The organism is Parabacteroides sp. AF18-52, assembly GCF_003479145.1.
Taxonomy (GTDB): domain Bacteria; phylum Bacteroidota; class Bacteroidia; order Bacteroidales; family Tannerellaceae; genus Parabacteroides; species Parabacteroides faecis.
This window is the reverse complement of record NZ_QUGR01000018.1, coordinates 43,732-67,999: the sequence shown is the minus strand read 5'-3', so window position 1 is coordinate 67,999 and position 24,268 is coordinate 43,732. Positions and strand designations below refer to the sequence as shown.

Annotated in this window: 12 protein-coding genes; all 12 read right to left on the bottom strand. The window is 39.5% G+C overall.

What is annotated here, in order from left to right; translation table 11 throughout:
• Nucleotides 1–40 precede the first annotated feature (40 nt).
• The 12 genes from DWX23_RS20850 to DWX23_RS20795 all read right to left on the bottom strand — a co-directional run bounded on the left by DWX23_RS20850 (nucleotide 41) and on the right by DWX23_RS20795 (nucleotide 24,035).
• Nucleotides 41–1,000, bottom strand: a complete 960-nt coding sequence (locus DWX23_RS20850; protein ID WP_122375878.1) for a FecR family protein — start codon at nucleotides 998–1,000, stop codon at nucleotides 41–43.
• A 278-nt stretch (nucleotides 1,001–1,278) separates the two neighbouring features.
• On the bottom strand, nucleotides 1,279–1,842 hold the full coding sequence (locus tag DWX23_RS20845; RefSeq protein WP_122375877.1) for an RNA polymerase sigma-70 factor: 564 nt from the start codon (nucleotides 1,840–1,842) through the stop codon (nucleotides 1,279–1,281).
• Nucleotides 1,843–1,957: 115 nt separating this feature from the next.
• Nucleotides 1,958–3,946, bottom strand: coding sequence for a DUF5054 domain-containing protein (locus tag DWX23_RS20840; protein ID WP_122375901.1), 1,989 nt, complete (start codon nucleotides 3,944–3,946; stop codon nucleotides 1,958–1,960).
• Between the two features lie 110 nt (nucleotides 3,947–4,056).
• Nucleotides 4,057–6,171: a right-handed parallel beta-helix repeat-containing protein gene (locus DWX23_RS20835; RefSeq protein WP_233587719.1), complete on the bottom strand. Its 2,115-nt coding sequence runs from the start codon at nucleotides 6,169–6,171 to the stop codon at nucleotides 4,057–4,059.
• A 142-nt stretch (nucleotides 6,172–6,313) separates the two neighbouring features.
• Complete coding sequence (locus DWX23_RS20830; protein ID WP_122375876.1) at nucleotides 6,314–8,188, bottom strand: glycoside hydrolase family 97 protein; 1,875 nt, start codon at nucleotides 8,186–8,188, stop codon at nucleotides 6,314–6,316.
• Nucleotides 8,189–8,326: 138 nt separating this feature from the next.
• Nucleotides 8,327–10,036 (bottom strand): RagB/SusD family nutrient uptake outer membrane protein, encoded by a 1,710-nt coding sequence (locus DWX23_RS20825; protein ID WP_122375875.1) that lies wholly within the window; start codon nucleotides 10,034–10,036, stop codon nucleotides 8,327–8,329.
• Between the two features lie 11 nt (nucleotides 10,037–10,047).
• Nucleotides 10,048–13,299: a SusC/RagA family TonB-linked outer membrane protein gene (locus tag DWX23_RS20820; protein WP_233587717.1), complete on the bottom strand. Its 3,252-nt coding sequence runs from the start codon at nucleotides 13,297–13,299 to the stop codon at nucleotides 10,048–10,050.
• A 206-nt stretch (nucleotides 13,300–13,505) separates the two neighbouring features.
• Nucleotides 13,506–14,459, bottom strand: coding sequence for a FecR family protein (locus tag DWX23_RS20815; RefSeq protein WP_122375873.1), 954 nt, complete (start codon nucleotides 14,457–14,459; stop codon nucleotides 13,506–13,508).
• A gap of 8 nt (nucleotides 14,460–14,467) precedes the next feature.
• Nucleotides 14,468–15,079, bottom strand: a complete 612-nt coding sequence (locus DWX23_RS20810) for an RNA polymerase sigma factor (protein ID WP_122375872.1) — start codon at nucleotides 15,077–15,079, stop codon at nucleotides 14,468–14,470.
• Between the two features lie 274 nt (nucleotides 15,080–15,353).
• On the bottom strand, nucleotides 15,354–18,953 hold the full coding sequence (locus tag DWX23_RS20805) for a glycosyl hydrolase (protein ID WP_122375898.1): 3,600 nt from the start codon (nucleotides 18,951–18,953) through the stop codon (nucleotides 15,354–15,356).
• 126 nt (nucleotides 18,954–19,079) lie between these two features.
• Nucleotides 19,080–20,867 carry a RagB/SusD family nutrient uptake outer membrane protein gene (locus DWX23_RS20800; RefSeq protein WP_233564312.1) on the bottom strand — a complete coding sequence of 596 codons (1,788 nt, stop codon included), beginning with the start codon at nucleotides 20,865–20,867 and terminating at the stop codon, nucleotides 19,080–19,082.
• 18 nt (nucleotides 20,868–20,885) lie between these two features.
• Complete coding sequence (locus DWX23_RS20795) at nucleotides 20,886–24,035, bottom strand: TonB-dependent receptor (RefSeq protein WP_233587716.1); 3,150 nt, start codon at nucleotides 24,033–24,035, stop codon at nucleotides 20,886–20,888.
• Nucleotides 24,036–24,268: the final 233 nt, after the last annotated feature.

Sequence of the window (24,268 nt, the reverse complement as noted above, 5' to 3'; positions counted from 1 at the left end):
TACGATCCATGTTTCATAGGCTTTTCATTTTTAATTAGACTTATTTTATATAGACAATCGAGTTGTCTTCATTCCTTTCAAAGGTATATTTAGCATTCCGCTGCAAAATACGTAACGCATTATCCAGACCGTCGGAGATACGGAACTTTCCGCTACACGAATACTCTTCCAGGTTTTTATTCTCTATAACAATGGATATTCCGTAACATTTCTCGAAACGTTTCATCAATTCATTAAAAGCGACGTCATTAAAACAAACCAATCCATCCCGCCAACGGAAATGATCATAATCTCCAATAGATGATACCAATAACCTGCCATCCTTAAAATGAACTTCCTGATCCGGCCTCAGAAGTACAGATGCAGAAAGAGCGGCATTATCTGTCACCTTCACGGAACCTTCCATTAATGAAGTGGAAAACTCTTCCGAATCCGAATAGGCTTCTACATTAAACTTCGTACCCAAGACCTCAATATCACATTTCTGCGTATGAACCACAAAAGGACACTCCTTATCATGTTCCACTTCGAAATACCCTTCACCATCTAACTTGACTTCCCTCTTTGTTCCGGAAAATACTGCTGGATAAACCATTTCAGAACGGGCATTCAACCAGACAGTAGTTCCGTCCGATAATTTAAGATTCACCCGCTGTCCGGCCGGAACAGTTACTGTATTCATGGCAGCCAGCATCTCCTTCTTTTCGGAAACATAGAAATATAAACCACAGGCAACTGTTATCGCAACGGCTGCTGCAATCTTCAGTACATCACGCATCCAGGGACGGATCAAAGGAACTTGGATTACCCCTGATATCACGCTCTTTCCTGCGATATCTTCTTCCATACTTCCGGCAAGGATCATCGCATCGAAAAATTCACGTTCCTTCAACAGTTCCCCTTCGTTTTCGGAAGAGGCATCCAACCAACGATACACAGCATCTTCTTCCTCCGGGGAGGCTATACCTTCAAAATATTTATATAGTATTTCTTTCTCCATCTTTTCGTGTTTCTGCCTATAAAGCGATTAACGATGGAACATCCCTAACGAAAAAGTGATCTTTTTTGAAATAAATATCTTAACAGTGCTATTTTATCCTTTTTCAGATTATCAAAATGTAACTACCATACCATGAAAATAGGATTACTATACCAGGTAAATGAAAATACCCCTGCGACTAATATTTTTTAACACATCAATATGATCATCAAAGAGTTTTAAAAGAAGCATTTTGTCAAAAATGAATATTCATTCAAAAGGAAGAAAAGACCGGTCTACTAACAAATACCAAAGAAAAACAATGCAGGTAAATAATCTTTCAAGGCAACACGAAGTACTCTCAATGCTTTGGTTATATGAAATTCTACAGCTTTGGTCGAAAGTCCCAGCGCATCAGCTATTTCTTTATGGCTCTGGTTATGATAACGACTTCTTGTAAAAATATCACGGGTCTGTGCCGGAAGGGTAAGTAAAGCCTTATCAACCAGTTCCTGAAGTTCTTCAGAAAAGATCCGTTCCGGATTACAGGCTTCCAACGTGGCAATGCGTAAATTCAACTTTCGGGTCTCGTTCGTTTTTACATACTCGACAAAATCTTCCTGAATACGCAACTGCCGTAAATGGTCCAGACATTTATGCTTGATAACGGTCAATATATAAGCAAGCACATTTGAATGAGAATCGAGCTTTTGACGGTTTTCCCAATAATACATCAAGCTCTCGATCGCTATATCTTCAGCCATCATCTCATCATCCACATATGTCCTGGCAAAGTGAACGAAACGTCCTTTGTAATTCGTAAACAGATGATTAAACGTTTGTATCTCGGTATTCTCCTTCATAATAATATAGCTAACAGGGGATAAAGATATACAAAAAATTCCCTGTTATATCCTTTGTGTATAAAAAACATTAAGTTAATGCATTTTTCAACTCAGGAGTATAACAGGGAATCATTCACTTTATACGTTCAATCGTAAAGCGATAGGTTAACGACCCCTCGTTCCACATGCTAAAGTTTGTATTCCAAAGATTATTGCTCAGATTAAAATGAATACCTCCTTTTTTGTCTGGATATTCCAATGAATAGTTTATACCTTTCGCCTCTCCTACATTGACAAGAAAAGCGGCTTCGCTCCATATACGGATAGTTCCGGATGAGGTAACCAAATCCACATAACGGTCGATGCCATGCTGCTGGCGATTTCCCTTTTCTACCACATCGAACAGATCGACACGCTCGCCGACCTTTTCTGCAACGATCGAAAGAATATCATCTGTATTAAAAGATAACCAATAGGCTTCCGGCAAGCGAACCGCAGGTTTCCCCTTTATTGTCAACGCAACTTCTGCTTTCTTGCCATTCTTATATTCCAATACATCCACATACATCTTTTCAGGATATACCCGCCGGTCGACTTCCGGACGCTCGGGAAAAGCAAGTTCACTCACCGTTCGTATTCCTTTTTTATCTTTACAAACTTCCTGCTTGACGACCTGTACCGGAAGAGAAACACTTACGGCTTTCGATTTATCCAATTCAGGCTTACCTATGTCGGCCAAAGCCCATCCATAACGGGCACGCAGATAATTATCCAGATAATGATCATAGTCGGCTGCATCATACATTTGATACGACAGCCCCTCGATCTTCAATACGCCATTTTTCAATACTGCGGCCTGCCAAGGAGCAGAAGATATAGATTGAGCTTTTTCTGTAAATGAAGGCACAACCGGATGATCGATCTCTTTCATTTTAGCCAACGCCTCTGCTTGCAAATCGTTCGGCAGGTATTGGATGGCACTATAAATATACTCGTCCAACTCTTTCCATGACGCTTCTGCCTTTTGGAAAGGAGGGGTAGAACGAGCCGGAAGGAAAAGATCCATATCATATTTATCCCAATTATGGAGATGTGTTTTCACATCAACACCCTGTGTATGTTCAGCTATTAAACCTAACTCCAGAGCAAAATCGAGTGCGGCATCACTGTTCTTATCTATTTTCTTTTCACGCAACCACTTCGAGTAAAGTTCGGACAAGGCCCTGAATTTAGCCATTCGTACAGGTGCACTTCCATAACCATAAATCCAGGTATCGCCGATTTCCGAAGTCACTACCGGCAGCTTATCCTGTATCGCAACCAATTCTTCGGCGATTTCATTGAAAGAAGAGGCTATCAGACGAGCATTCGGGTAACGTTTATGCAAACCGGCATAAATTTCCTTCACCTTTTCATAAGAATGAGGACCATGATTATCTCCGGTAAAATTAATGGATATAACCGCTTTGCCTCCCGGAAGTATGTTCTCCGATCCGTAATCCTGCTGATAGACCAGAATCAACTCACTACCATCCGTATCTCTCCAACGGCAGAATTCAGGAACAGCAGGAATAGGACAAGCCGGATTCACACCTATATGCAGGAAACGAATCCCCGCACGACTCATCGGAGCAACAATACTACGTGTATGTCCCGGTACATCAGTCATTTTAGCGGCAATTGTTTTCTTTCCATATTTCTCATCCAACTTATGCGACAAAAGCAGGCAGGTTTCGAACAAGTCCAGATTCATCGACTCAGACTCAACGGTATAAGGGACCGAATTCCAAACGATATCTCCCCGCCGGATAGCGGCCTCCAAACGCTCTATTTCTTTTGGGGATGCAGTATGGAGATATTTCCAGATCAACCATGCCCCTGTTGTCCAGACATATTGTTCATCTGTATTCTCAGCACGCAACTTTTCCGAGACATCCAATGCTTTCGGTATAAATTCTGTTATATAACGCTGAGTTACTACAGAACTCAAATCGGTAAAACCAACGTCCAGATGTGTTTTAAAAACAACATATACTTTATCGACAGAGGTATTTATTTCCTGCCCTCTAAGTTGAAAAATTCCTCCAAACACTACCAGGAGAAATAATAGAATTCGTTTCATATACATATTTTTATTTTTTCATGGTATGAATATATTCAGAATACAAATATAAAAGCTGCTATCACTATATAAAATAGCAAATAGCTGCTTATTCCGTGTATTATTATTGCTTACTCCAATGTCGAACCAATCTCAGAATAAGGAATTTCTTTAAAACCGGCTATCCGGTTAAAAATACCGGCATCTTTCCTGAATCCTTTCAAAGGATCGGACGGATCGACAAACCCCGGATCTTCATCCGTCACCCAGTTATTCCAGAACTCTCCCCACAAACTATTTCCATGCAGTAAGTCCGTTATCTTGTAAAACAAGTTTCCATGTATCTGGTTTCTTTTCGGAAAAGCCGGATCTTCCTGCCAGTAGTTGACCAATTCGGGATATTTTATACTATAAGGAGGCTGCGTATAATTGACAGCTTGTAATCTTTTATCATAAATACCTCCTTTGTCCAACATATTTTTCGCCCAGTTTTGTAAACGATTATCCAGATGGATAGCCGTAGGAGAATTAATAAAGATATTATTATAATATTTATGATCCATTCCACCTCCTATCAGAACAGGTAATGAACCGGCCTTAAAATAAATATTCCCGTAAACCTCGCTTCCACAAGCCCCATCGTCATGATAAGTAGCTGTTACACGGTGACGGGGACTCAATTCATGAAAATAATTGTAGCGAATAACATTACCTCGCTCCGACGGATCACGTCCGTAATAGATAGCCCCCTGGTCGTCTACCTCCTGACAAACCTGCGTGATATTACAGTACTCTATTGTATGATCGTTCCCATGAAACAGAATAGCCATACTCGGTGCATCTGATATATCGCATTTCGTAACCCGGTTTCCTACACCATCGATCCAAACGCCGGGCCGGTATGATTTTTCGATACGGTTATAACGGGATATTTTACAATTCTCCACATAATTATCCGAACGGGTCAAAGTAACACGGTTACCTCCTCCTAAACTGACACCGCCAGCACCTGTATTGTAAATATAACAATCTTTTACCCCGTTATTTTTACCGGCTTGCCGATCCAGTATTGTATTCTCATATATTTTTCCCATCATATCGCCTACCTTTCTACTGCAGAGTTCCCCACCTGCTTCCATCGCATGTGTCTGGTCACCGACAGATTTCTCAGGAGAATCAGTTCCTTTTCCTATGCAAACTCCAACATTGCCGACATTACGAATTATACATCCCTGTAACAATATGTTTTCCGTATTATCCATATAAACACCTATTCCCCGGCTATTTTCAATCGTAATACCTTCTATTGTCACGTTCCTGCAATTTTCCACAGCAATAACAGGACTCTCTAAAACAGTCAAACAGACTTTCGATATTTTTTTATCTCCCGGAAGAAAGTAAAACTTCCGTGTATCCGGATCGATCACATATTCTCCCGCCCGATCTATTTCTTCCAATAAATTTAAGGCGAACCACCGACGAAAATCTGCACCGGTAAAAAACTGATAGGTTGTAAACATTCCTGCATGTACTGTGGAATCTTGCATGTTAATCGATTTTACCGGTATCATATCATCCGCATAACCATGACCAAAATAACCGCCTATCCACATATTATCCGTATGTGCCCAATGCCCCGGCCGTTCTTCCTGAAAATGGAAAACAGGCAACCGACCTTGCAGCTTATCTTCCGGACCACCGGAAATATCGACACGTCCGATCAACACCATCGAATCGTTCGGCCAACGGGATAAATGTAACGGCTCAGTATCTACAATCAACTCAGACCAGGCCGGTAGTGATTTACGTCCAAATCCGGAAGGACGAATATTCGCCAATGTTTCTACAACACTTTTACAATCCACCTCAACAACTTTTCCACGTACACTTTCCTGTAGACGGGACAAAACAACCGGATCTTTAACCAGTCTTACTTTACTCAAAGAAATGACCTTATCGCCGGAAACAGAGACTTTCTCCCCTTTTTTACTTTTTATTCGTAAAGAATGCCAGTTTCCCGGCAAGATTTCAATCGTTTTATCGGTACGATACTCACCACCTGCCATTTCTATAATGACATCTCCCTCTATCGATGTAGCTTTACGAATAGCTTGTTGCAAAGTTCCCGAACCGGGTTTTACCGTTATCTTCGTTTGACTTATATCTGATTTGTTTTCATCTTTTCCATGGATAATACTCCCGTGTAAAACAAAAAAGACTAATAAAATGAACTTCATTTTCATCATTAACTCCTTCCTATTGCTTCTATACAAACAACCTCAATTTATGGAATACAAATATAAAAGCAGCTATCGCTATATAAAATAGCAAATAGCTGCCTATTTGGTGGATTATTATTGCTTACCTATTTTCTAAACGATTCCTTTATCAACGGGTAAGATGCAATACACATCCGCTATTCGCCTCTACATCAAGAACCAACGAGGACTGTAGTTTTATCGTTTTTATACTTACCACATCTTTTTTCTTTCCAGGTGCCTGATAATAAAGAGTCGCTTCACAGGCAGACGTATCTTTCAGGAAATCCAGCGGCAATGTCACCTGCCTTTTGTCTCCTGCATTCAGGATACTAATATACCAATCGGAGCCAGAACGACGAGCTACTACAGCATATTCCCCCATCTTTCCATCCATGAATCGTGTATCATCCCACACAGTCGGAATTGAATTATAAAATTTAGTGGCGGCATCTGTTTTTATCACAGATTCGGCAGAACCTGCTCCACCTGCACGGGACGGAGACTTCTCGGGACGGTCATACCAGTAAACAAACTGCCACGGACTATAAATAGCAACCAGCTTAGCTAGCTGAGCTGCACGGCCTCCCATCTTTTCCGTCACCCTTTCTGCAAAATAACAGTTGGTATAATCACCTGCCCCGCAAATCATACGATTATATAAAGTATAGATAGCCTGATCTAATGACGGGCTTTCTTCATCACCACGGATACCTTCCTGAGTCAGCAAGTTCGGATAAGTTCGTGAATAACCTGTCGGTCGATATTCATCATGGATATCGACCATCAATTCATACTTTGCCGCCTTTCGTACAGCCTGATGCAACCAAGCCGTTGCATACTGGTCACCCACATTCACAAAACCGTATTTTACACCTTTGATACCCCACTTTTTATATAAAGGAAGTATTTCATCCAATTGTTGATGCAAGGCTTTTTTATTCACGTACACAAGTATTCCTACCCCTTTGGATTCTGCATATTTTATCACTTCAGGCAAATCGAGCGGTCCTTTGGAACGGGCAGGATCGATCGTTACCGTTGTTGCATCCGATTTCATATCTTCTTCCGCACCATACCAACCGGCATCAAACAGCACATAAGCAATATTGTTTTCCGCAGCAAAATCGATACACGCCAAACTTCCTGCCGTAGTCAACGTAACCTCACGAAGCACTTGCCCGGGTTTGATCCAACTCGTATTGGCTATTTGATTAGGTTCATTCAGATTGAGTACGAAATAATTATGTTCTACCAGCTTTCCCGGATGCTCGGCAACCATCACATAGCGCCAGGGGGATTGATATTTAGCCAAATCCAGGTTTACCTTTCCCGATAGTACGGATTGTACCCCCAAACCGGTTTCGCTCTTTTCAAGCTTCATTCGGGAATAATCGACCAAGGCCGCTTCACCGATTGCCACAAAACGATGATCATTTATCTGAATAACCTGCGGACGATCGGCCGCCCCAGTCAATGAACTCAATCTCTTTTCCGAATAAGCTCCTTGCGCCATACCGGTTACCCAGGTCTTGCAGTCCTCTTTGAACAGGAATTGCGTATTTTCTTCAGTCAGCGTACAGTTCCAAAAGTCCAAATTATCGAAAGCATAGCGAAAAGCCAAACCTTCATCATACAAGCGGACAAACAAGGTCATTTCTTTCAGGTTTTCATCCAAACGAAATGATAATTTTAACTCATTATACCGGTCTGTCACAAGAGAACGTTCTCCATAGATAGGTTGCCAGGTTTGATCAACTGATTTTTTTGTTTGATTAATAACAGACCAATTACCCTGCAAAATATTTTCTGCCAACTCCAATTGAAGGGTTTTCACATCTACTACCTTACTTCCTTTTTCATACAAAAAAATCTGTACAGATTGATCCTTCACATCAATTTCTGCATTCAATAACTCCGAAGGACTTTTCAACGAACCAGTCGTTTGTGCACTAACGAAAACAGACTGCAATAACGCAGTTAATAAAATAATTGTTTTTTTCATGATATAATTACTTTTATCTATTTCTCCCTCCCGGCCATAGCCATCATCTTACTATTTCTGCGAACAAAAATAATTCAAAAAAGAGGATTCATAAGCTTTCCAACACTTAATCCTCCTCTTTTTCTAATATACTATGAATTAATAACCCTCATTCTGGATCAAGCCAGCTTCCTTGTTTGCTTCTATTTCCGAATTAGGAACAGGCAATTTATTCAAATGATTTCCTAACTGATATCCTCCCTGAACAACTTTCGGATTATACTTCATCAGATATTCAGTCAGTTTATTCATTCGCATCAAGGTATTCAGACGAAAATCTTCCATATAGAGTTCACGAGCCCGCTCATCCAGAATCAAATCCTGGTTAACATCGGAAGTTGCAACAGGAGTTGCATTGGCCCTGTTACGTACGACATTTATATCGGCTGCAGCTGCATCAAGCTTACCTGCCAACATATTTGCTTCGGCACGCAATAAATAGGTTTCTGCCAGACGCATAATATACCAGTCTTTATAAATACGGCCATTATCATGAGTTTCGCCACTCGTTGCATCTTTGAATTGTCCGTGATGCCGGGCAGTAACGACTTTAATAAAAATAGGTTGAGTAACCCGGAATAAATCCTCTTTATTACCTAATGTCTCTTCTGTCATTAACTGACCGTAAAAACGGCTATTCGGATTTGTCCAGTAATATTCGCGCCGCATATTATATTTGGAATTACGCATATCACGATCCCAGTCTCCCTTGTACTGCCATATTTGATTTGCAGCGTAATTAGTTATAGAAATCTGATCCACAGGACGTCCGCTTAAGATATCTTTCAGCCAGTTCGGATTGCCATCAGTATCTTTCAGGTTCCACCAGTTCGTACCTATCCAACGTTCCATAGTGAAATTACCGCCGGAAACACCTACATTTCCACCTCCTTCCAATTCAACATCAAACTGCACATTCCAGATACATTCCTTATTTCCGTCAATTCTATTGAAATTATTTTCTCTGAAAAGATCCCAGTATACATCCCCCCATCGTTCTTTCTCACCCTGGTAATCATAACCTTCGAAAGTAAAATCTTTCAATTTACCGAATCTTTCCGTCATCAAAAACATCGACGGATTATTAATAACAGCAGTAGCCTGTTCCACTGCACCGTTATAATCTTTTATACAAATCAAAATCTCCGATAACAAATGCCGGGCTGCCACATTAGAAGCTCTTCCCCCTTTTTGACTATCTATTTCCGGCATCCACTGGATTGCAAACAGTAAATCTTCTTTACATTGCCTATAAATTTCCTCTTGGGACACACTCTTATAATTAAACTGAGGAGAAGTGGTTTCTTCTAAAACGACAGGTGCATTTCCCCACATATTAGCTAAAAAGCGATAAGCAAACGCGCGTAAGAATTTCGCCTCTCCTACAATCGCATTCTTTTCTTCTTCAGAATTCCATTTTACAAGTGAACTCTCTGCCCGATTGATAATGACATTACAACTGTAAATATATCCATACAACCGTTGCCACCATTTTTTGGCAAATCCATTATCGGCATTCAACGTATTCCAGTAAAAATACTCCGGATATGTATCTGTACCGGAACGAGGACTGTTCAAATCCACATCCACCCCCATCAGGTCATAATTCTGCCAGCTATCCGTATTGGCATAAAAATCATTTCTTATGCTCAGATAAATATTTGCTAAAGCAGCCTCGAAACCTTTTCTATCTGTATATGAATTTTCCGGAGTCAAAAAATCTTTAGGTACCTCTGTCAGTAAATCATAACAGGAGGTCATAGAGCCAGCAAGTACCAATCCTATAAATAGTTGTTTTATTAATTTCATTTTTAATCAGATTAGAAGTTAAACAATAAAGTCATTTGATATGTACGGATAGAAGGAGAAGACGAAATAGTCAAACCGGAACCTGTTTCCGGATCCAGACCATCCCAATGAGGAGCAAACGTCAATAGGTTATCAGCACTCAAAGACAAACGCATATTATTAAATCCGAACCGTTTAACAAAACGAGAGAGATCATAACTTAAAGCGACTTTTTGTAATTTAATGAAACTACGATCCATATACTTTGTTCCTTTATATCTTGCATTTGAATTATAATCCAGACGCGGATACTTTGCATCTGTATTCCGAGGTGTCCAATAGTCAAAAACAGTCCTGTTATGGGCCGCACTATTTATATATTCGTCATAATAAGGAGTATTGCTACCCGACTGGAAATAACCGTTTCCTCCCCAGATTGAATTGATATATATCATCAAAGAGAAATCCTTATACTCCAGTGTATTTGTTAAACTCCAACGGAAATTTTCCTTGGAAGTACCCAGGAACTGACGGTCTTTATCGGAAGTGATCTTGCCATCGCCGTCAACATCTTCAAGCTTATAATCCCCCGGACGCATACCGTCCATGATCGTACCATTATCCACATCCTCCTGCTGCCACATACCGATTACCTTATAGCCATAAATGGTTCCCAAAGTCTTTCCGATAAAATAGCCCGAACTAATCAAATCATCCTCTTTCCCGTCACCATCATTATCTTCTCCATAAATAGTAACCACTTTATTACGGTTCAGGGAGAAGGCAAAATCGGAAGTCCATTTGAAATCTTTAGATTCTATATTAACAGAATGTAATCCGATTTCAACACCTTTGTTTCTGATCTTTCCTAAATTAGAGAGCATAGATGTTTTTCCGGAAACAGAAGGCAACGACAAACTAAACAACAAATCCGTCGTATTGGTGAAATAGGCATCAATATTACCGGAAAGGCGGTTATTCAAAAGAGAGAAATCAATTCCTGTATTAAAACCGGTTGTTTTTTCCCATCCCAGATCATTCAGAGCAAACGAACTGATACCCTGTGTAATGGAATAGGAAGGATCACCTGCAAAAATATACTTATTAGTACCAACCTTAGCCAAGGTACTATAAGAGTCAATCGACTGATTTCCGTTAGAACCATATGAAACACGTAAAGCCAGATTATTGATCGGTTCAATATCTTTCATAAAAGACTCATTAGAGATGTTCCAGTTCAAACCGCCCGAGGCGAATGTCGCCCATTTCCGGTTGACACTGAAAGCAGAACAGCCGTCACGGCGAACTGTTCCCGTAATAGAATAGCGACTGTCAAAAGTGTAAGTTCCACGCGCCATCCAGGCAATTGCGCCACTTTCGCCGGCACCTGTGTCTACTGTTTGTTTCTTTCCGTCTTCCAGTTTGTTATCTCCTAAAATCGTATTGTCAAAATTCTCTGCATAAGCAGTTGCATTTTCCCATGTACGACGTTCACGCGAATACAAGAAAGTTGCATCGATATTATGCTTTTGATTAAAGGTATTATTATACTTTATCATGTTATCCAGCAACATATTATAGTTGTTCTCATGCTTCCGTTCACCTTTACCGTTTTTCCCCTGGCCGGTCGTCGTATATTCATCATAAAAATAATATTTCTGCGACCAGCGTAACGTATTCGAGTAAACCATCTCATAAGATAATCCTTTTACCCAAGGAATAGTTATTTTAGCATTCAATATAGCCCCCAGAATATTGTACTTTTCAGTATCATCGGTTTTCATGCTCCAGAAAGGACTTTCAAAAGAGGTCGTTGTTTGCGGATATTGCAAATAACGGCCTTCATCATCATACAAAGAAGCATAAGGACTGAACTGTGCTGCCTTATTCATTGCGGGAGAATCGCCGGAGTAATCACGAATACTATAATTGGTTTTTACTCCTACTTTCAGCCAGCTTGTCAAATTGCTGTCGATATTGACACGCCCTGAAAAGTTTTTATAACGATCATTCATGACAACACCTTTCTGGTCGGTCAATGCCGCAGAAATATAATAATTAGCAAAATCTGAACTGTTGGATATGCTGACATTCGCCTTCAAATTATATGCATTCTGTCGGAACAATTCATAAGGATCGGTAAAGGTCGGACGATGATCCTGAGTTGCATTATAATTTTTAGCTTCTTCCGGCTGAAGATATATATTTAACTTCTCCGGATCGGCATCCAATCCGTTTGCTTCGCGTACATCCAACAGTTTTCTTAAATACCCTGCTGCATCATAGACTTTCAAACGTTTCAACTCATTACTTATACCATACGACAAATTCACGGAAAACTCTGGCTTGGACGTTTTACTTCTACCTCGTTTCGTCTGAATCAGGATGACACCATTGGAAGAACGGCTACCATACACAGCCGCCGCACTGGCATCCTTCAGCACAGTGAAAGAATCGATATCATCAGAAGGGATATCAGCTAATGAACCATCATAGATAGCTCCATCCAATACGATCAAAGGATTATTACCTCCATCCCGGGTTGAGTTCTGACCACGGATGCTGAATCCTGCCACACTACCTGCTTTATTTACGCCACCGATATTCAGACCGGGAACCGATCCCTTGATTGTTTCCATAATATTATTTGTCGGTACATCCCGGTAGGTATTGATATCCGCTTTAGTCACAGAGCCGGTTATAGCCTGTCTGTTCAGCGTACCGTATCCAATTACGACCACTTCATCCAAAGCCTGAGTATCTTCCTGCATTTTTATCTTATAGACAGTTTGATTACTTACAGTAACTTCCTTGGTTGCGTATCCGATATACGAAATCAGCAAAGTCATGCCCGGAGAGGCTTCGATATTGAATTTTCCGTCCACATCCGTTATTGTTCCTATAGTAGTTCCCTTCATGGAAACATTGGCTCCGATGATCGGTTCGTTATTGTCGTCTACTATTGTTCCGGATATTTTCATGGGATTGGTACCCGCTTTTTTTACGGCAAGATAAATCTGATTATCTTCTTTCTTCTCATAGATCAACACCGTTCCATTCAACAATCGGCTCATGGCCGCATCTATCGACTGATTATTGACTTCAAAAGAGACTGTTTTATCCAAATCCGGGAGTTGATTACTGTAAAAGAAACGATAATCTGTAGCTTTTTCAATGGTACGTAAGGCCTGCCTGATGGTTTGTCGCTTTACATTGACAGTCACCTGTGCAAAAACGGAAGTGGATAGAAAGGCTACTATACATATAGCCCCTATCTTTTTCATAATATTTCCTTTTTTCAGAAAGGAAAAAATAATTTCTGATTTTTTATTCATACTTTTGTGTAGTATTAAATGGTTAATTACCAGAGAGTGACTACTTACGAATATTCAACTCTCTTAATTGACTGATAATAGGGGAAGGTGTTGCAAGCACTTTCCCTTTTTTGTGTATGTGTTTTTTCTACGTCATATCCATACTATTTAAAGGGTTAATCACTATAGAGTTCTATCACGTCATCTTTTTTCTTATAAGAGATGGAAGATGTAAATTGTAAGGCATAAAGAGTAGACTGTAAGCTGGCATTTTTCAGGGTTCCGGTGAAAGTGATGCAATTCAGCCTATCGCTTTTAATCTCAAACTTCACATTATAATTGCGCTCCAGTAGTTTGATAATATTCAGGATCGGCTCATCGTTGAATACCATTTCATTATTCATCCAGGCGATAAATAACCGGTCGTCTTCCTTTTTCTTTATCATCCGGTTTTTCTTCAACGAATAAACGGCTACTTCTCCTGGGCTTAGGTTGATAGATTGGGTAGAAGACGAAATAATGACCGAACCTTCTGCCAGATAAGTCATGATATTCTCATCATCGGGGTAGGCATGGACATTAAATGAAGTACCCAAAGCACGTATCTGAATATCTCCAGCTTTTACGATAAAAGGAGATCGAGCATCTTTTGCAACATCAAAATAAGCTTCTCCAACCAGTTCGACCTGACGTTGTTTCCCGTTGAAATTACTACCATAACGTAGTTTCGAGTCAGCATTCAGATGGACTATTGTGCCGTCCGGCAGAGAAATATCCGATTTCTGTCCCTGGCCTACTTCTACAGTCATATCATTATATTTGGTTAACAACCTGTTTTCGTTCCAATAGAATAATGATACAGCAATGGCACCGACTACGGCTACACAGGCAGTAATCCGCATAAAGCTCCTCCTGATATTTATCTTTTTGGGGTTAACAGTCTTACTGATAACCTTAAAAATACGTTCATCTACCGACTCCGGCATATGACCGAAAGAATGTTCCCAGATTCCATCAAAGTCCTCCACCCACCTGTCTGAGTCGTTCAACATTGCGGCTAACTGACGTTTTTCATGCTCAGTAGCCCTATTATCATAGAATTTGTCAAGTAATTCCAAATGTTTGCTCATAATCTCCTTTAAAATAAAAATGATAAAACCGGATAAATCAATAATATGATACCATTCAGCAAGTCTCCCCTGTTAGCCCTCAGCATTTGGGAAAGGAACTTTGTTGACTGCCTCAGATGACTTTCCACCGTATTTTCAGAAATACCCAGCTGGCTGGCTATCTCTTTTTGGGAAAGGTGTTCAATATGTTTCAAACGATAGACTCTTTGTCTGGCTGGCGGCAGCATAGAAATAATACGTTCTACTTCCTCCAACAACAGATTCAATTCAACTTCATTCTCTACACAATTCTCGGCTTCCCTAACGTTCTCTATCTGTGAAATCATCAACTGTTCCTGAATGCGTTTTGCCGTTTCCTTCAGAAACAGGTTACGAGATATCTTTTTCAGATAACCCTGGAATGAAAATTCAACCACAATCTTCTTCCGATTCTCCCAGATAATGATAAATGTCTCCTGCACAACTTCCTCCGCCATCGAATAATCGCCGTGTGAAAGTCGGATGACAAACTGAAAGAGAACGTGTTTATACCGATTGTAAAGCTCTGTGAAAGCTTTAAAGTTATCAGACATAATCTCCTTCATTAACTGTTGATCTGATAACTGCTCTATTTTGTGCATTCGTGGTGTTTTTTCTATAAATGATACATTGCATTATTACCGAATCCTATATTAAGGAGATAACAGGGGGGAGGTTTCCGTGATTCAAAAGTGATTCTTTAACATTATTTTGCACACAAAATACAAAATAAAAGAAGGTGACACACTATAACACTATATTTGCTACGTCACTATTTATCGAATACAAATATAAAAGCAGCTATCGCTATATAAAATAGCAAATAGCTGCTTATTAAGTGGATTATTATTGCTTTTAAAGCAATAAGTACCCTGATTATTCACATATACTCAACGACACAGGCCCTAAAAGTCCGGCAACACCATCTCCTCTATATGGAGTCGGAATCGTCTGATAATGATTTGACAATGTACTATAAACCAACACTTCCAGTTGATTGTCGCCCTGTTTAACATACTTGCCAATATCCATTTTATATGGTGGCCTCATCATTATACCGACCTCTTTTCCATTAACTTTTATCTCACAGGAAGCATTTACATCTCCCAGATCTAAAACGACTTTACTCCGTGCCCCGATTTTTGGTATAGTTATCTGCTTTCTGTAATACATTCCACCTGAATAATATTTCAAAGCTCCGGTTTCTGACCAATTACCGGTTTCTAAAAGTCCCTTTCCTGTCTTTATTTTAACAGGTTCACAAATCACACCAGCTCCTTGATAACCTGGTTTTCTTTTGACAGAGAAAGCAACCAAGCCAACCTTTTTCCGAGTATCCGGAAAAATAACCCGATATTTACTTACTCCCGAAGAATCCTCGGACAAAAGCTGAATATTCCTTTTCTCTATAGCTTTTCCATTGAACCATACTTTCAAATCACTTCCGGCTATCGTCATATCCATTTCCTCCATTCCGGGAACAGACTTGAAACGATAATTCCAAACAAGATTGTTGCCGCCATAAAGATCATATAACAAATGATCCCCCAAAGCCCATCGTGTCGAAATTATTTTATCATATGAAGATGGTTTTTCCGGGGTAACAGATGATGCCGGGAAAAATACCACAGAACTTCTCTTTCTAAAATCCCTATATGTTCCTTTTTGAAATCTGAATTTCCCTTTCTCCGTATTAGCATACGCAACAGTGCATTGATGCCATCCTTCTTCCAGCAAAATATTCCGATCTGCTGGTTTCTGATCGACTAAAAGATAATCGGGATCAACACCCTCTATTTCAATTCTATAATAACCAGTAACCGGGACATACACCTGACTTCTGTATATCTGATGTCCTCCCTGATCCAATATGAAGAAACCATTGCTGACTTTACCTTTCAAACCATGCCAGCCTTGTGATCCCGGATTATCAAAAACACCATATTGCCACGAAAATTCCAATATTTCCTGCGATGAACCATTCTCCTGTGAAACATTTTTTAATGGAATATCCGCAGACTTAAACTCACTTACAAACTGAGGACCAAAACCATACACGCTTTCAGGCCATTCCGAATCATCAAAATCAGGTAATATCCAGTTTTCAGGAGAAGAAACTGCCGGTTGATGCTTAAAAGAACGGGCTTCAGCCCCAATAACTTCCGAAGCAGGGAAACGAAAATCACCCCATTTATTGTCTAAAGTCGGCAACAACTCAGTCTCCCACGAACCAGTAATCAATGATTCGTATATTACCTTCGGTTCTTTTGTGAACTCCGGTGCCATAGTAGGTTTTCCCTTTGAAAAAACAAACAAATACGAATTATCAGGTTCTTTTTCCAATTTGAGCCATGTTCCTTCTTTTGTTTGACGGATGACAGGATAATCGGATATTGTCCCGTCAGAAGCATTCCAAAGTTCAACTTTACCCGTAGCTCTGAAAAAACACTCCGTATCTTTAGGCACGTCCATAATCATATAGACATCACGTTCTCCCACACACCTATGCAAAACTTTACCTTCTCCGGTTCCCGATATGAAATCGGGAATAATCAGGGCCTTTATTTGTTTCACAACCTCATCTTCCGAAAGATATAACCCTACACCATTCGAATTATTAACCTGTTTCTTTACTTTCTTTCCCTGAGATATTTCCTGGGAAGTCGCACCAAATATTTCCCGGATAATCGCATCCACCTTGGGATCATTTTCTCCAAGACAGGTACTGGCTTTCGGTAATTCGCCAGTTGCAATTATTATCCCTCCCGAACGATAAAAGTCCAATACTTTTAGTAAAGAAGAATAATGCATCGCTTTCATATCTGCCAAAATCAATATACGGTATTTTTCTCCAGAGATGTTCAAACAAGCGTTTTCAACTTTTGATTTTTGCAATGATCTGTAATCCATAAAGTCATAATCCAAACCGGAATTACTAAGTTTCATGGCTTGTTCAAAAGCTATCTTTGTATTAGCCTCCGGATAAGCCTGCATCGATTCTGTCGGATACATTAACGCGATATCACAAACATGAGTGCCCTGGCTCATCAAATAGCTCAATCTTTCCGTATACTGAAGCCATTGTTTCATATGCGGCCAATAAGGCATTCTAAAATGAAAACAAGGCGGAGCCCATTCCCACCAACCACCATGCGTAGAATAATATAGTCCATGCATACAGACTAAATTTCCGCCTGCCATAAAATGATGATCCATTTGTTTTGTCAGCCACGAGCCTGTACTCCCCCATCCCATACTATGAAAAGCTTCAAGCCACGTCCTCGGACGTTCATATAAATGAGCTATCGAACTGGATACTTTCGTTTGTAAAAAACTGGAGCCGGTCGACGGTGCATCATTTCCCGGTGCAGTATACCAGGAATTGGCTCTGAAATAATCGATGTATGCCAATGGTTCCGTTCCACGTCCAAAATTATCGCTTCCATAAATTAAACCACGTGAAGCATGCCAATTATAAATGGGTTGAAAATAACGTTCTTCCGCCAAATCCATTAATACATCGCAATAATCCAGACGTATTTTAGGAGTTATATCCCCGATATCTTCTTTTAAGGCCGGAAGATAAAGTGTAATATCATATCCTTTTCTCTTTTCAAATTCTTCTTTAAAGTCCTCTGACCAGGAACCCATTTTAATAGGATAAGATAACTCGTCCTGAAAAAAATAATTCATGCTGCCTGATGCTGCATCTCCCATATTTTTTTCAAAACGATCAAAATATACATTTATATATTCTTTCCCGATGTCCGGATGCAATAAATGGCTTTTTTTAGTTGAAAGAATATATACTTTATAATTTTTCCCTTCCGGAACTTTCCACAAAAGTTTTCCATCAGATATATGTTTAGCCAAATCTATTTTCTCCGGCCAGGCAACAGCACCTACAAACTGTTCTGGGATATCATAAATAAAAGTTGTTCCCCCCAGAACAGTATCAGACACAATATCCAATTCTCCCTGATAATTCTGAAATTTCTCCTCTTTCAACAACTCATCCGTATAATACCCATTACCAATCCATCCGATAGTATAGTCATCCATACCTAATCCGACATTTCTTAATGTGCACTCTTTAGCAAACCAACTCCAAAAATTCCACCAATCTCCGGAGAAAACATTCGGTCTTCCCGCTTCTGTTTTTCCGGAAAGTCCATATCCGTTTTTCATCTCCTCTACATCCACTTCCGGATCCATATGTATGTAACTCACAGCGAAACCGTCTGTTGCAGATGCCGATAAAATGTCAAGCTGTTCTTTCATTCGTTCCCGGTTTAAACTGTCACCGTTCCACCAATAGAAAGGCACATTACCATATCCTTTCGGAGGAGTAGCAAATTCTGAAAAAACATCTGCATCTTTTTTCGGATATCCTTTATATTTTTGTGACTGAGCAAAAGTAACCAGACCGGAAAGAGAATAAAGAACAATTACTTGAAGAACGATTATCTTCCTCATAAACAAATTATTATTTTGTATTTTATTTAAAATCATAAACACATTATCATATAAAGAGGCTTCCCTGTCTTTGCACAGGAAGCCTCTCAATAAATTTATTTTTATCATTAATTTATGACAAGATCATTACCAACCGGGATTTTGTTCCAGTACCACATCTTTATTCGTATCAATAACAGTTTGAGGAATAGGCCAAAGATTAAATGATTTTGTCAATGTTAATCTGGGATAATTCCAATATGAATATTTTTTTATGCGATCGACAGCGACTGTCCCTCCCATACGAAGAAGGGTATTCCAACGACTCTCTTCATACATCAATTCGCGGGTTCTTTCGTCAAGAATTAAATCAATGCTGACATCACTGGCTGTCACCAGGTAACTGCATTTTGCCCGCGAACGCAACATATTTATATCAGACGCTGCACCCGAATTATCTCCTACTCTCAATTTTGCCTCGGCACGTAACAATATTGTTTCAGGTAAACGTATCAAATAATCATCGCGGAAAATACTACGCAATACTCTACCGTCAGCTGCTAATGTATAAAAGTCAGGGCCTATTTTGCATGATATCGGATATATCAAGGTATAAGCGCCATCGTCATATTTACCGTTCGCATCTTTTTTGTAAAGAACATCCCAAGGTATTTGCTTTCCATAATATTCAGATGTTTTTATATTTCCTAAAAAAACACGACGTAAAACAGCCTCTGAATTACGCATATCTTCAGCCCATTTATCTTCATAAACTCCATCACGCGAATAAGGAGTTGGAGTAACCTGGCTACAACCAAAACCTCCGACATCTTCCATCTGACCACCAATGTGAGCTCCCCCCTGATCTCTGAAAACCGGTCCATAAATAGCCGGGTAATCTAAACAAGCCAGATTACCGTCCGATTTATATACTTCATAGTCAGATTGAGCACACCAGATAGCTTCCGTATTTCCATTTTGATAATCTTGATTTCCAATCTGGAAAAGGTCCCAATACACATTTCCTTCTATAGGATAGCCTGCTGAAGAATAAGTCCGATCTGCTGTTTGTTCTGTAACTGAAGTGGCATAATAAAACTCCGGTCCTTCGTTTTTACGTGCACCGAAACGTTCCGTCATAAGACTATAGGTTCCTGAATCTATAACATCATTGGCATACGAAATAGCCTTATTATATGCACTGGCAGCGTCACCACCTTCCTCTTCCAGCAAAACTCCCTTATCAATGTACAACTGACAAAGATTATGCTGAACAGCCGCCCTTACCAAACGTCCGGCCTCTGCTGTTGTAACAGGCAAATCGTTTATGATATCTTCCATTTCATCGATAGCATATTGATAGGTCTCCATACGTGTCGAACGTTTATAATCATATTTAGGAGTAGAAGTTATTTCTGTAACCAACGGAACTCCTCCAAATAGTTCTCCCAAATTTCTGTAAGCAAAAGCCCGGAAGAATCGGGCCTGAGCAATTATATAAGCTTTGTCGGATTCCGAATTCCACATTATATGCTCTAAATCTGCGGCATAAATGGCTGTATTTGCCGTATTAATCAGATAATAAAACGCGGCATATGTATCCTTAAATACTCCATATTCCGAATTAATCATGCTGTAATCGTTAAACCGATAAGAATAACGTATAGTCGGTACATCAAGAACATCAGTACCGTTTCCCATTCCATATGACCACAAATTCAATTCTCCGTAGTTATTGTAAGGACAATAGATATTGTGAACTTTGATATAACAAGTGGCAAGCACTTGATCTACCTGCTCAGAAGTTGTAAATACATTGTCAATTGTGTAAAATGTTTCGGGATCTTCTTCCAAAAATTTACTATCATCACAACCAACGACTGCAAATATCGTCATCAACAACAATAATGTTTTATATATATATGTTCTTTCCATTGTTTTATAAAGTAAAATTTAGAAACTCAAATTCAAACCAAAAGAAACGTTCGTCATTATCGGATATGTCTGACTTAATGCTGTACTACCGGTTTCCGGATCACCGCCATCCCAGCCGGTAATTGTAGCCAGGTTTTTCCCGGTAATAAACAACTTAAAATTATTAATACCCATATTCTTCACCCATGGCTGGTTGAATGTATACGAAAGCGTTACATCCTGTAAACGTACATAAGCCCGGTTTTGCAAACCAAGAAAATAACTATCTCCTGTGAAAGTTGCAGCCGGATATTTATTACTCGGATTTGCCTCTGTCCAATAAGGTATATACAAACCATTCGAAGCAAACCACTGCCTATCACCTCCGGTTATATAAGCATTTGTATTTCCTGCCTGATAATAACCGTTACCTCCGAACACTCCGGCAATCATCACATACAACTCCCAGTTTTTATACTGTAACGTATTACTTAAATTCAGTTTGAAATTCGGTGCCTTATTTCCTATTACAGAACGGTCTTTTTCATTGATCACACCATCATTATTTTTATCCACATACTTAGGAGTTCCTGCAGAAACACCATTGGCTTCCATATACTCAGTATCATTTGTCTGGACAATTCCATCCTGTTCATATCCAAAAATAGAATGTATCGATTCACCTATAAACAGACTATTTCCGATATCATCATCTTCCTTTCCGTCGCCATCAAGGTCTTCTCCATACAAGTGAACCAGCTTATTACGATTCAGCCAAAATGTCAATCCTGTAGTCCAGTTAAATTCCTTATTCTGAATATTGACAGTCCGTACAGTAGCTTCTACTCCCCTGTTTTTTACTTCACCCATGGAAGAGTACATACTACCAAATCCAGTCATTACTGGAATCGAGCGAGAAAAAATCTGATCATATGTTTTAGATAAATACACATCTACATCGACGAATAAACGACTATTCAGCCAGGTTGATTCAAATCCCATATTCCATGCCTCAGTCGTTTCCCATCCTAAGTTTGAATTACCTATAGTATTCTGGTTAATACCGTATGAAGGTTTTCCCGAATTACCAAATGGATAATATATACCTCCGGAATGACCCGTTACTACCTGCGACAATGTTGAATATTGTGTCAATCCCTGATTCCCGTTTTTTCCCCACGACAGTTTTAGCTTCATGTCATCAAGAAATTCTACACTTTTTACAAATGGTTCATTGGTCATACGCCAGGCTGTACCTATGGCCCAGAAATTACCCCATTTATTATTTGCACCAAAAACAGACGAACCGTCTCTTCTATAAGAAGCTGTCATGTAGTAAGTGTCACCAAACGAATAAGAAGCTCGTCCAAAATACCCTATATTCGTTCTTTTCCAGTTATTTAATGATATTTTTTGAGTAGACGCATAATGGAGACCATTTAAACCTAAAGCTGTATTCCCGTTCGCTGCAAAATCACTACCTGATAAAGTCTGGGATTCAAACTTCTGGTAGTCACGAGTTGCAACTGCAGTCAGATCAATATTATGTTTTCCAAATGTCTGGTTATAATTTAAAATATTGTCAATCACATAACTGGTTGTTCTTTCATTTGCAATGCTACCTCCGGCACTACTTAAATAACTATTTTGAGTAGCAACAGAATAGCGGGAGTCATCATCATACGACCCGGCCGGAACATTGTATGACTCATGAGTAAAATCACCGTTCTTTCTGTAATTAAGATTTCCTGCATAATTGAAACGGTAGCTTAAACCGGAAATCCACGGACATTTGACCACTGCATACGCATTCGCACGAAGATTATCACGAAGATCCACATTTTCTTTCTTGGATTCGTCATCGATCCCCCACAAAGGATTGCCTCTACCGCGCGTACCGTCAGGAATAGCCTCAAGCATACCATTCGGCCTGTACATCATAGCATACGGAGACAAGATCGTAGCTGACCAAATATTAGCTCCAATACCGGAATAATCAGTTCTGGTATATGCTGCATCAAGACCTATCTGCAACCAACTTGTAATATCAGTATCTATTTTTCCCAATATTGAGACACGTTCATAATCATCACCTTTTATTACGCCTCCACTCTCTGTATAGGAAGCTGATAAATAGTAGTTCATCCTATCACCGGCTCCGGATACTGCCGCCTGATAATCCTGGGTCCATCCAGTTCGTGAAATTTCATCCAACCAATCTATTTCTTTTCCGGAATTCATGTTTATTTCTTCCTGAGGTACCAAAAAACTATAATCAGAATATCCGTTCGCAGCGGCCGTAGCATCAAGCCATTGTTCACCATTCATCAATTCTGGTTTAAGATGCCATGACTGCATGCTTCCTCTTGCATTAAAATGGATGACCGGCTTACCTTGCTTACCTTTTTTAGTTGTAATAATAATTACTCCATTAGCAGAACGAGAACCGTATGCAGCAGCGGAAGTAGCATCTTTCAATACGTCATAAGATGCTATATCATTGGGGTTAATATCATTAATACTTCCCATAAATATAACACCATCCACTACCACCAGCGGATCGTTTGAGCCGGATATGGAATTTTGTCCGCGAATCTGCATAGTAGGAGTTCCTCCTGCTGAATTTGTCGCACCAATATCAAGTCCGGTCACATTTCCTTTCAAAGACTCCAAAGCATTTGTATTTGTCGCCAATGATATCGGTGAATTTTCCAACTTGACAGAAGATACAGAACCTGTAAAATCTTTTCTTTTAGCAGTTCCGTAACCGATAATAACGATTTCATCCAATGCTTGTAAATCTTCTTTCAACAGAACATCCAAACGATCTTTATTTCCTAAACTAATTTCCTGAGTAACATATCCTATATAAGAAATCTGGATCACAACATCAGTAGGAGCCTCTAACATAAAATTACCATCGATATCAGTGATAGTTCCAACAGTTGTCCCTTTTACGGAGACATTCGCCCCGATAACAGGTTCTCCATTCTGATCTTTAACTGTTCCACTAATTTTTCGCGATTGATTACTTTGACTGTTACGTGATATTTTCAGAATAATCTGTTTTCCAACCACTTCATAACTGATTTGTTTTCCCGCAAAAGCTTTTTTCAAAATAGCATCCAGACTTTCCTGACGAGCATCCACAGAAACCTTTTGTGACTGATCTACTGTCTGATCCAACATAAAGGTGTAATCTGTTTTTGTTTCTATTTGTTTAATTAACTGCCGAAGCGATTCATTTTTTACTGATAAATCAATTTTTTCACTTTGGGCATAAGTAGAATTAAATATAAATAACGTAAGTAAAAGCGGAATTAACTTCCTTCTTAATTTAAACATTATGTAATAGCTTTAAGATTATAAAATATATTATATCTTTGCCTTTATATATCAATTAGTTATTCTGTCTAATTTTA

Excerpts from the sequence above, each read along its gene's own strand:
- DWX23_RS20850 (WP_122375878.1), bottom strand. The coding sequence starts at position 1,000 with ATGGAGAAAGAAATACTATATAAATATTTTGAAGGTATAGCCTCCCCG.
- DWX23_RS20845 (WP_122375877.1), bottom strand. The coding sequence starts at position 1,842 with ATGAAGGAGAATACCGAGATACAAACGTTTAATCATCTGTTTACGAAT.
- DWX23_RS20795 (WP_233587716.1), bottom strand. The coding sequence starts at position 24,035 with ATGTTGGATCAGACAGTAGATCAGTCACAAAAGGTTTCTGTGGATGCT.
- DWX23_RS20840 (WP_122375901.1), bottom strand. The coding sequence starts at position 3,946 with ATGAAACGAATTCTATTATTTCTCCTGGTAGTGTTTGGAGGAATTTTT.
- DWX23_RS20835 (WP_233587719.1), bottom strand. The coding sequence starts at position 6,171 with ATGATGAAAATGAAGTTCATTTTATTAGTCTTTTTTGTTTTACACGGG.
- DWX23_RS20825 (WP_122375875.1), bottom strand. The coding sequence starts at position 10,036 with ATGAAATTAATAAAACAACTATTTATAGGATTGGTACTTGCTGGCTCT.
- DWX23_RS20800 (WP_233564312.1), bottom strand. The coding sequence starts at position 20,867 with ATGGAAAGAACATATATATATAAAACATTATTGTTGTTGATGACGATA.
- DWX23_RS20820 (WP_233587717.1), bottom strand. The coding sequence starts at position 13,299 with ATGAAAAAGATAGGGGCTATATGTATAGTAGCCTTTCTATCCACTTCC.
- DWX23_RS20830 (WP_122375876.1), bottom strand. The coding sequence starts at position 8,188 with ATGAAAAAAACAATTATTTTATTAACTGCGTTATTGCAGTCTGTTTTC.
- DWX23_RS20815 (WP_122375873.1), bottom strand. The coding sequence starts at position 14,459 with ATGAGCAAACATTTGGAATTACTTGACAAATTCTATGATAATAGGGCT.
- DWX23_RS20805 (WP_122375898.1), bottom strand. The coding sequence starts at position 18,953 with ATGAGGAAGATAATCGTTCTTCAAGTAATTGTTCTTTATTCTCTTTCC.
- DWX23_RS20810 (WP_122375872.1), bottom strand. The coding sequence starts at position 15,079 with ATGCACAAAATAGAGCAGTTATCAGATCAACAGTTAATGAAGGAGATT.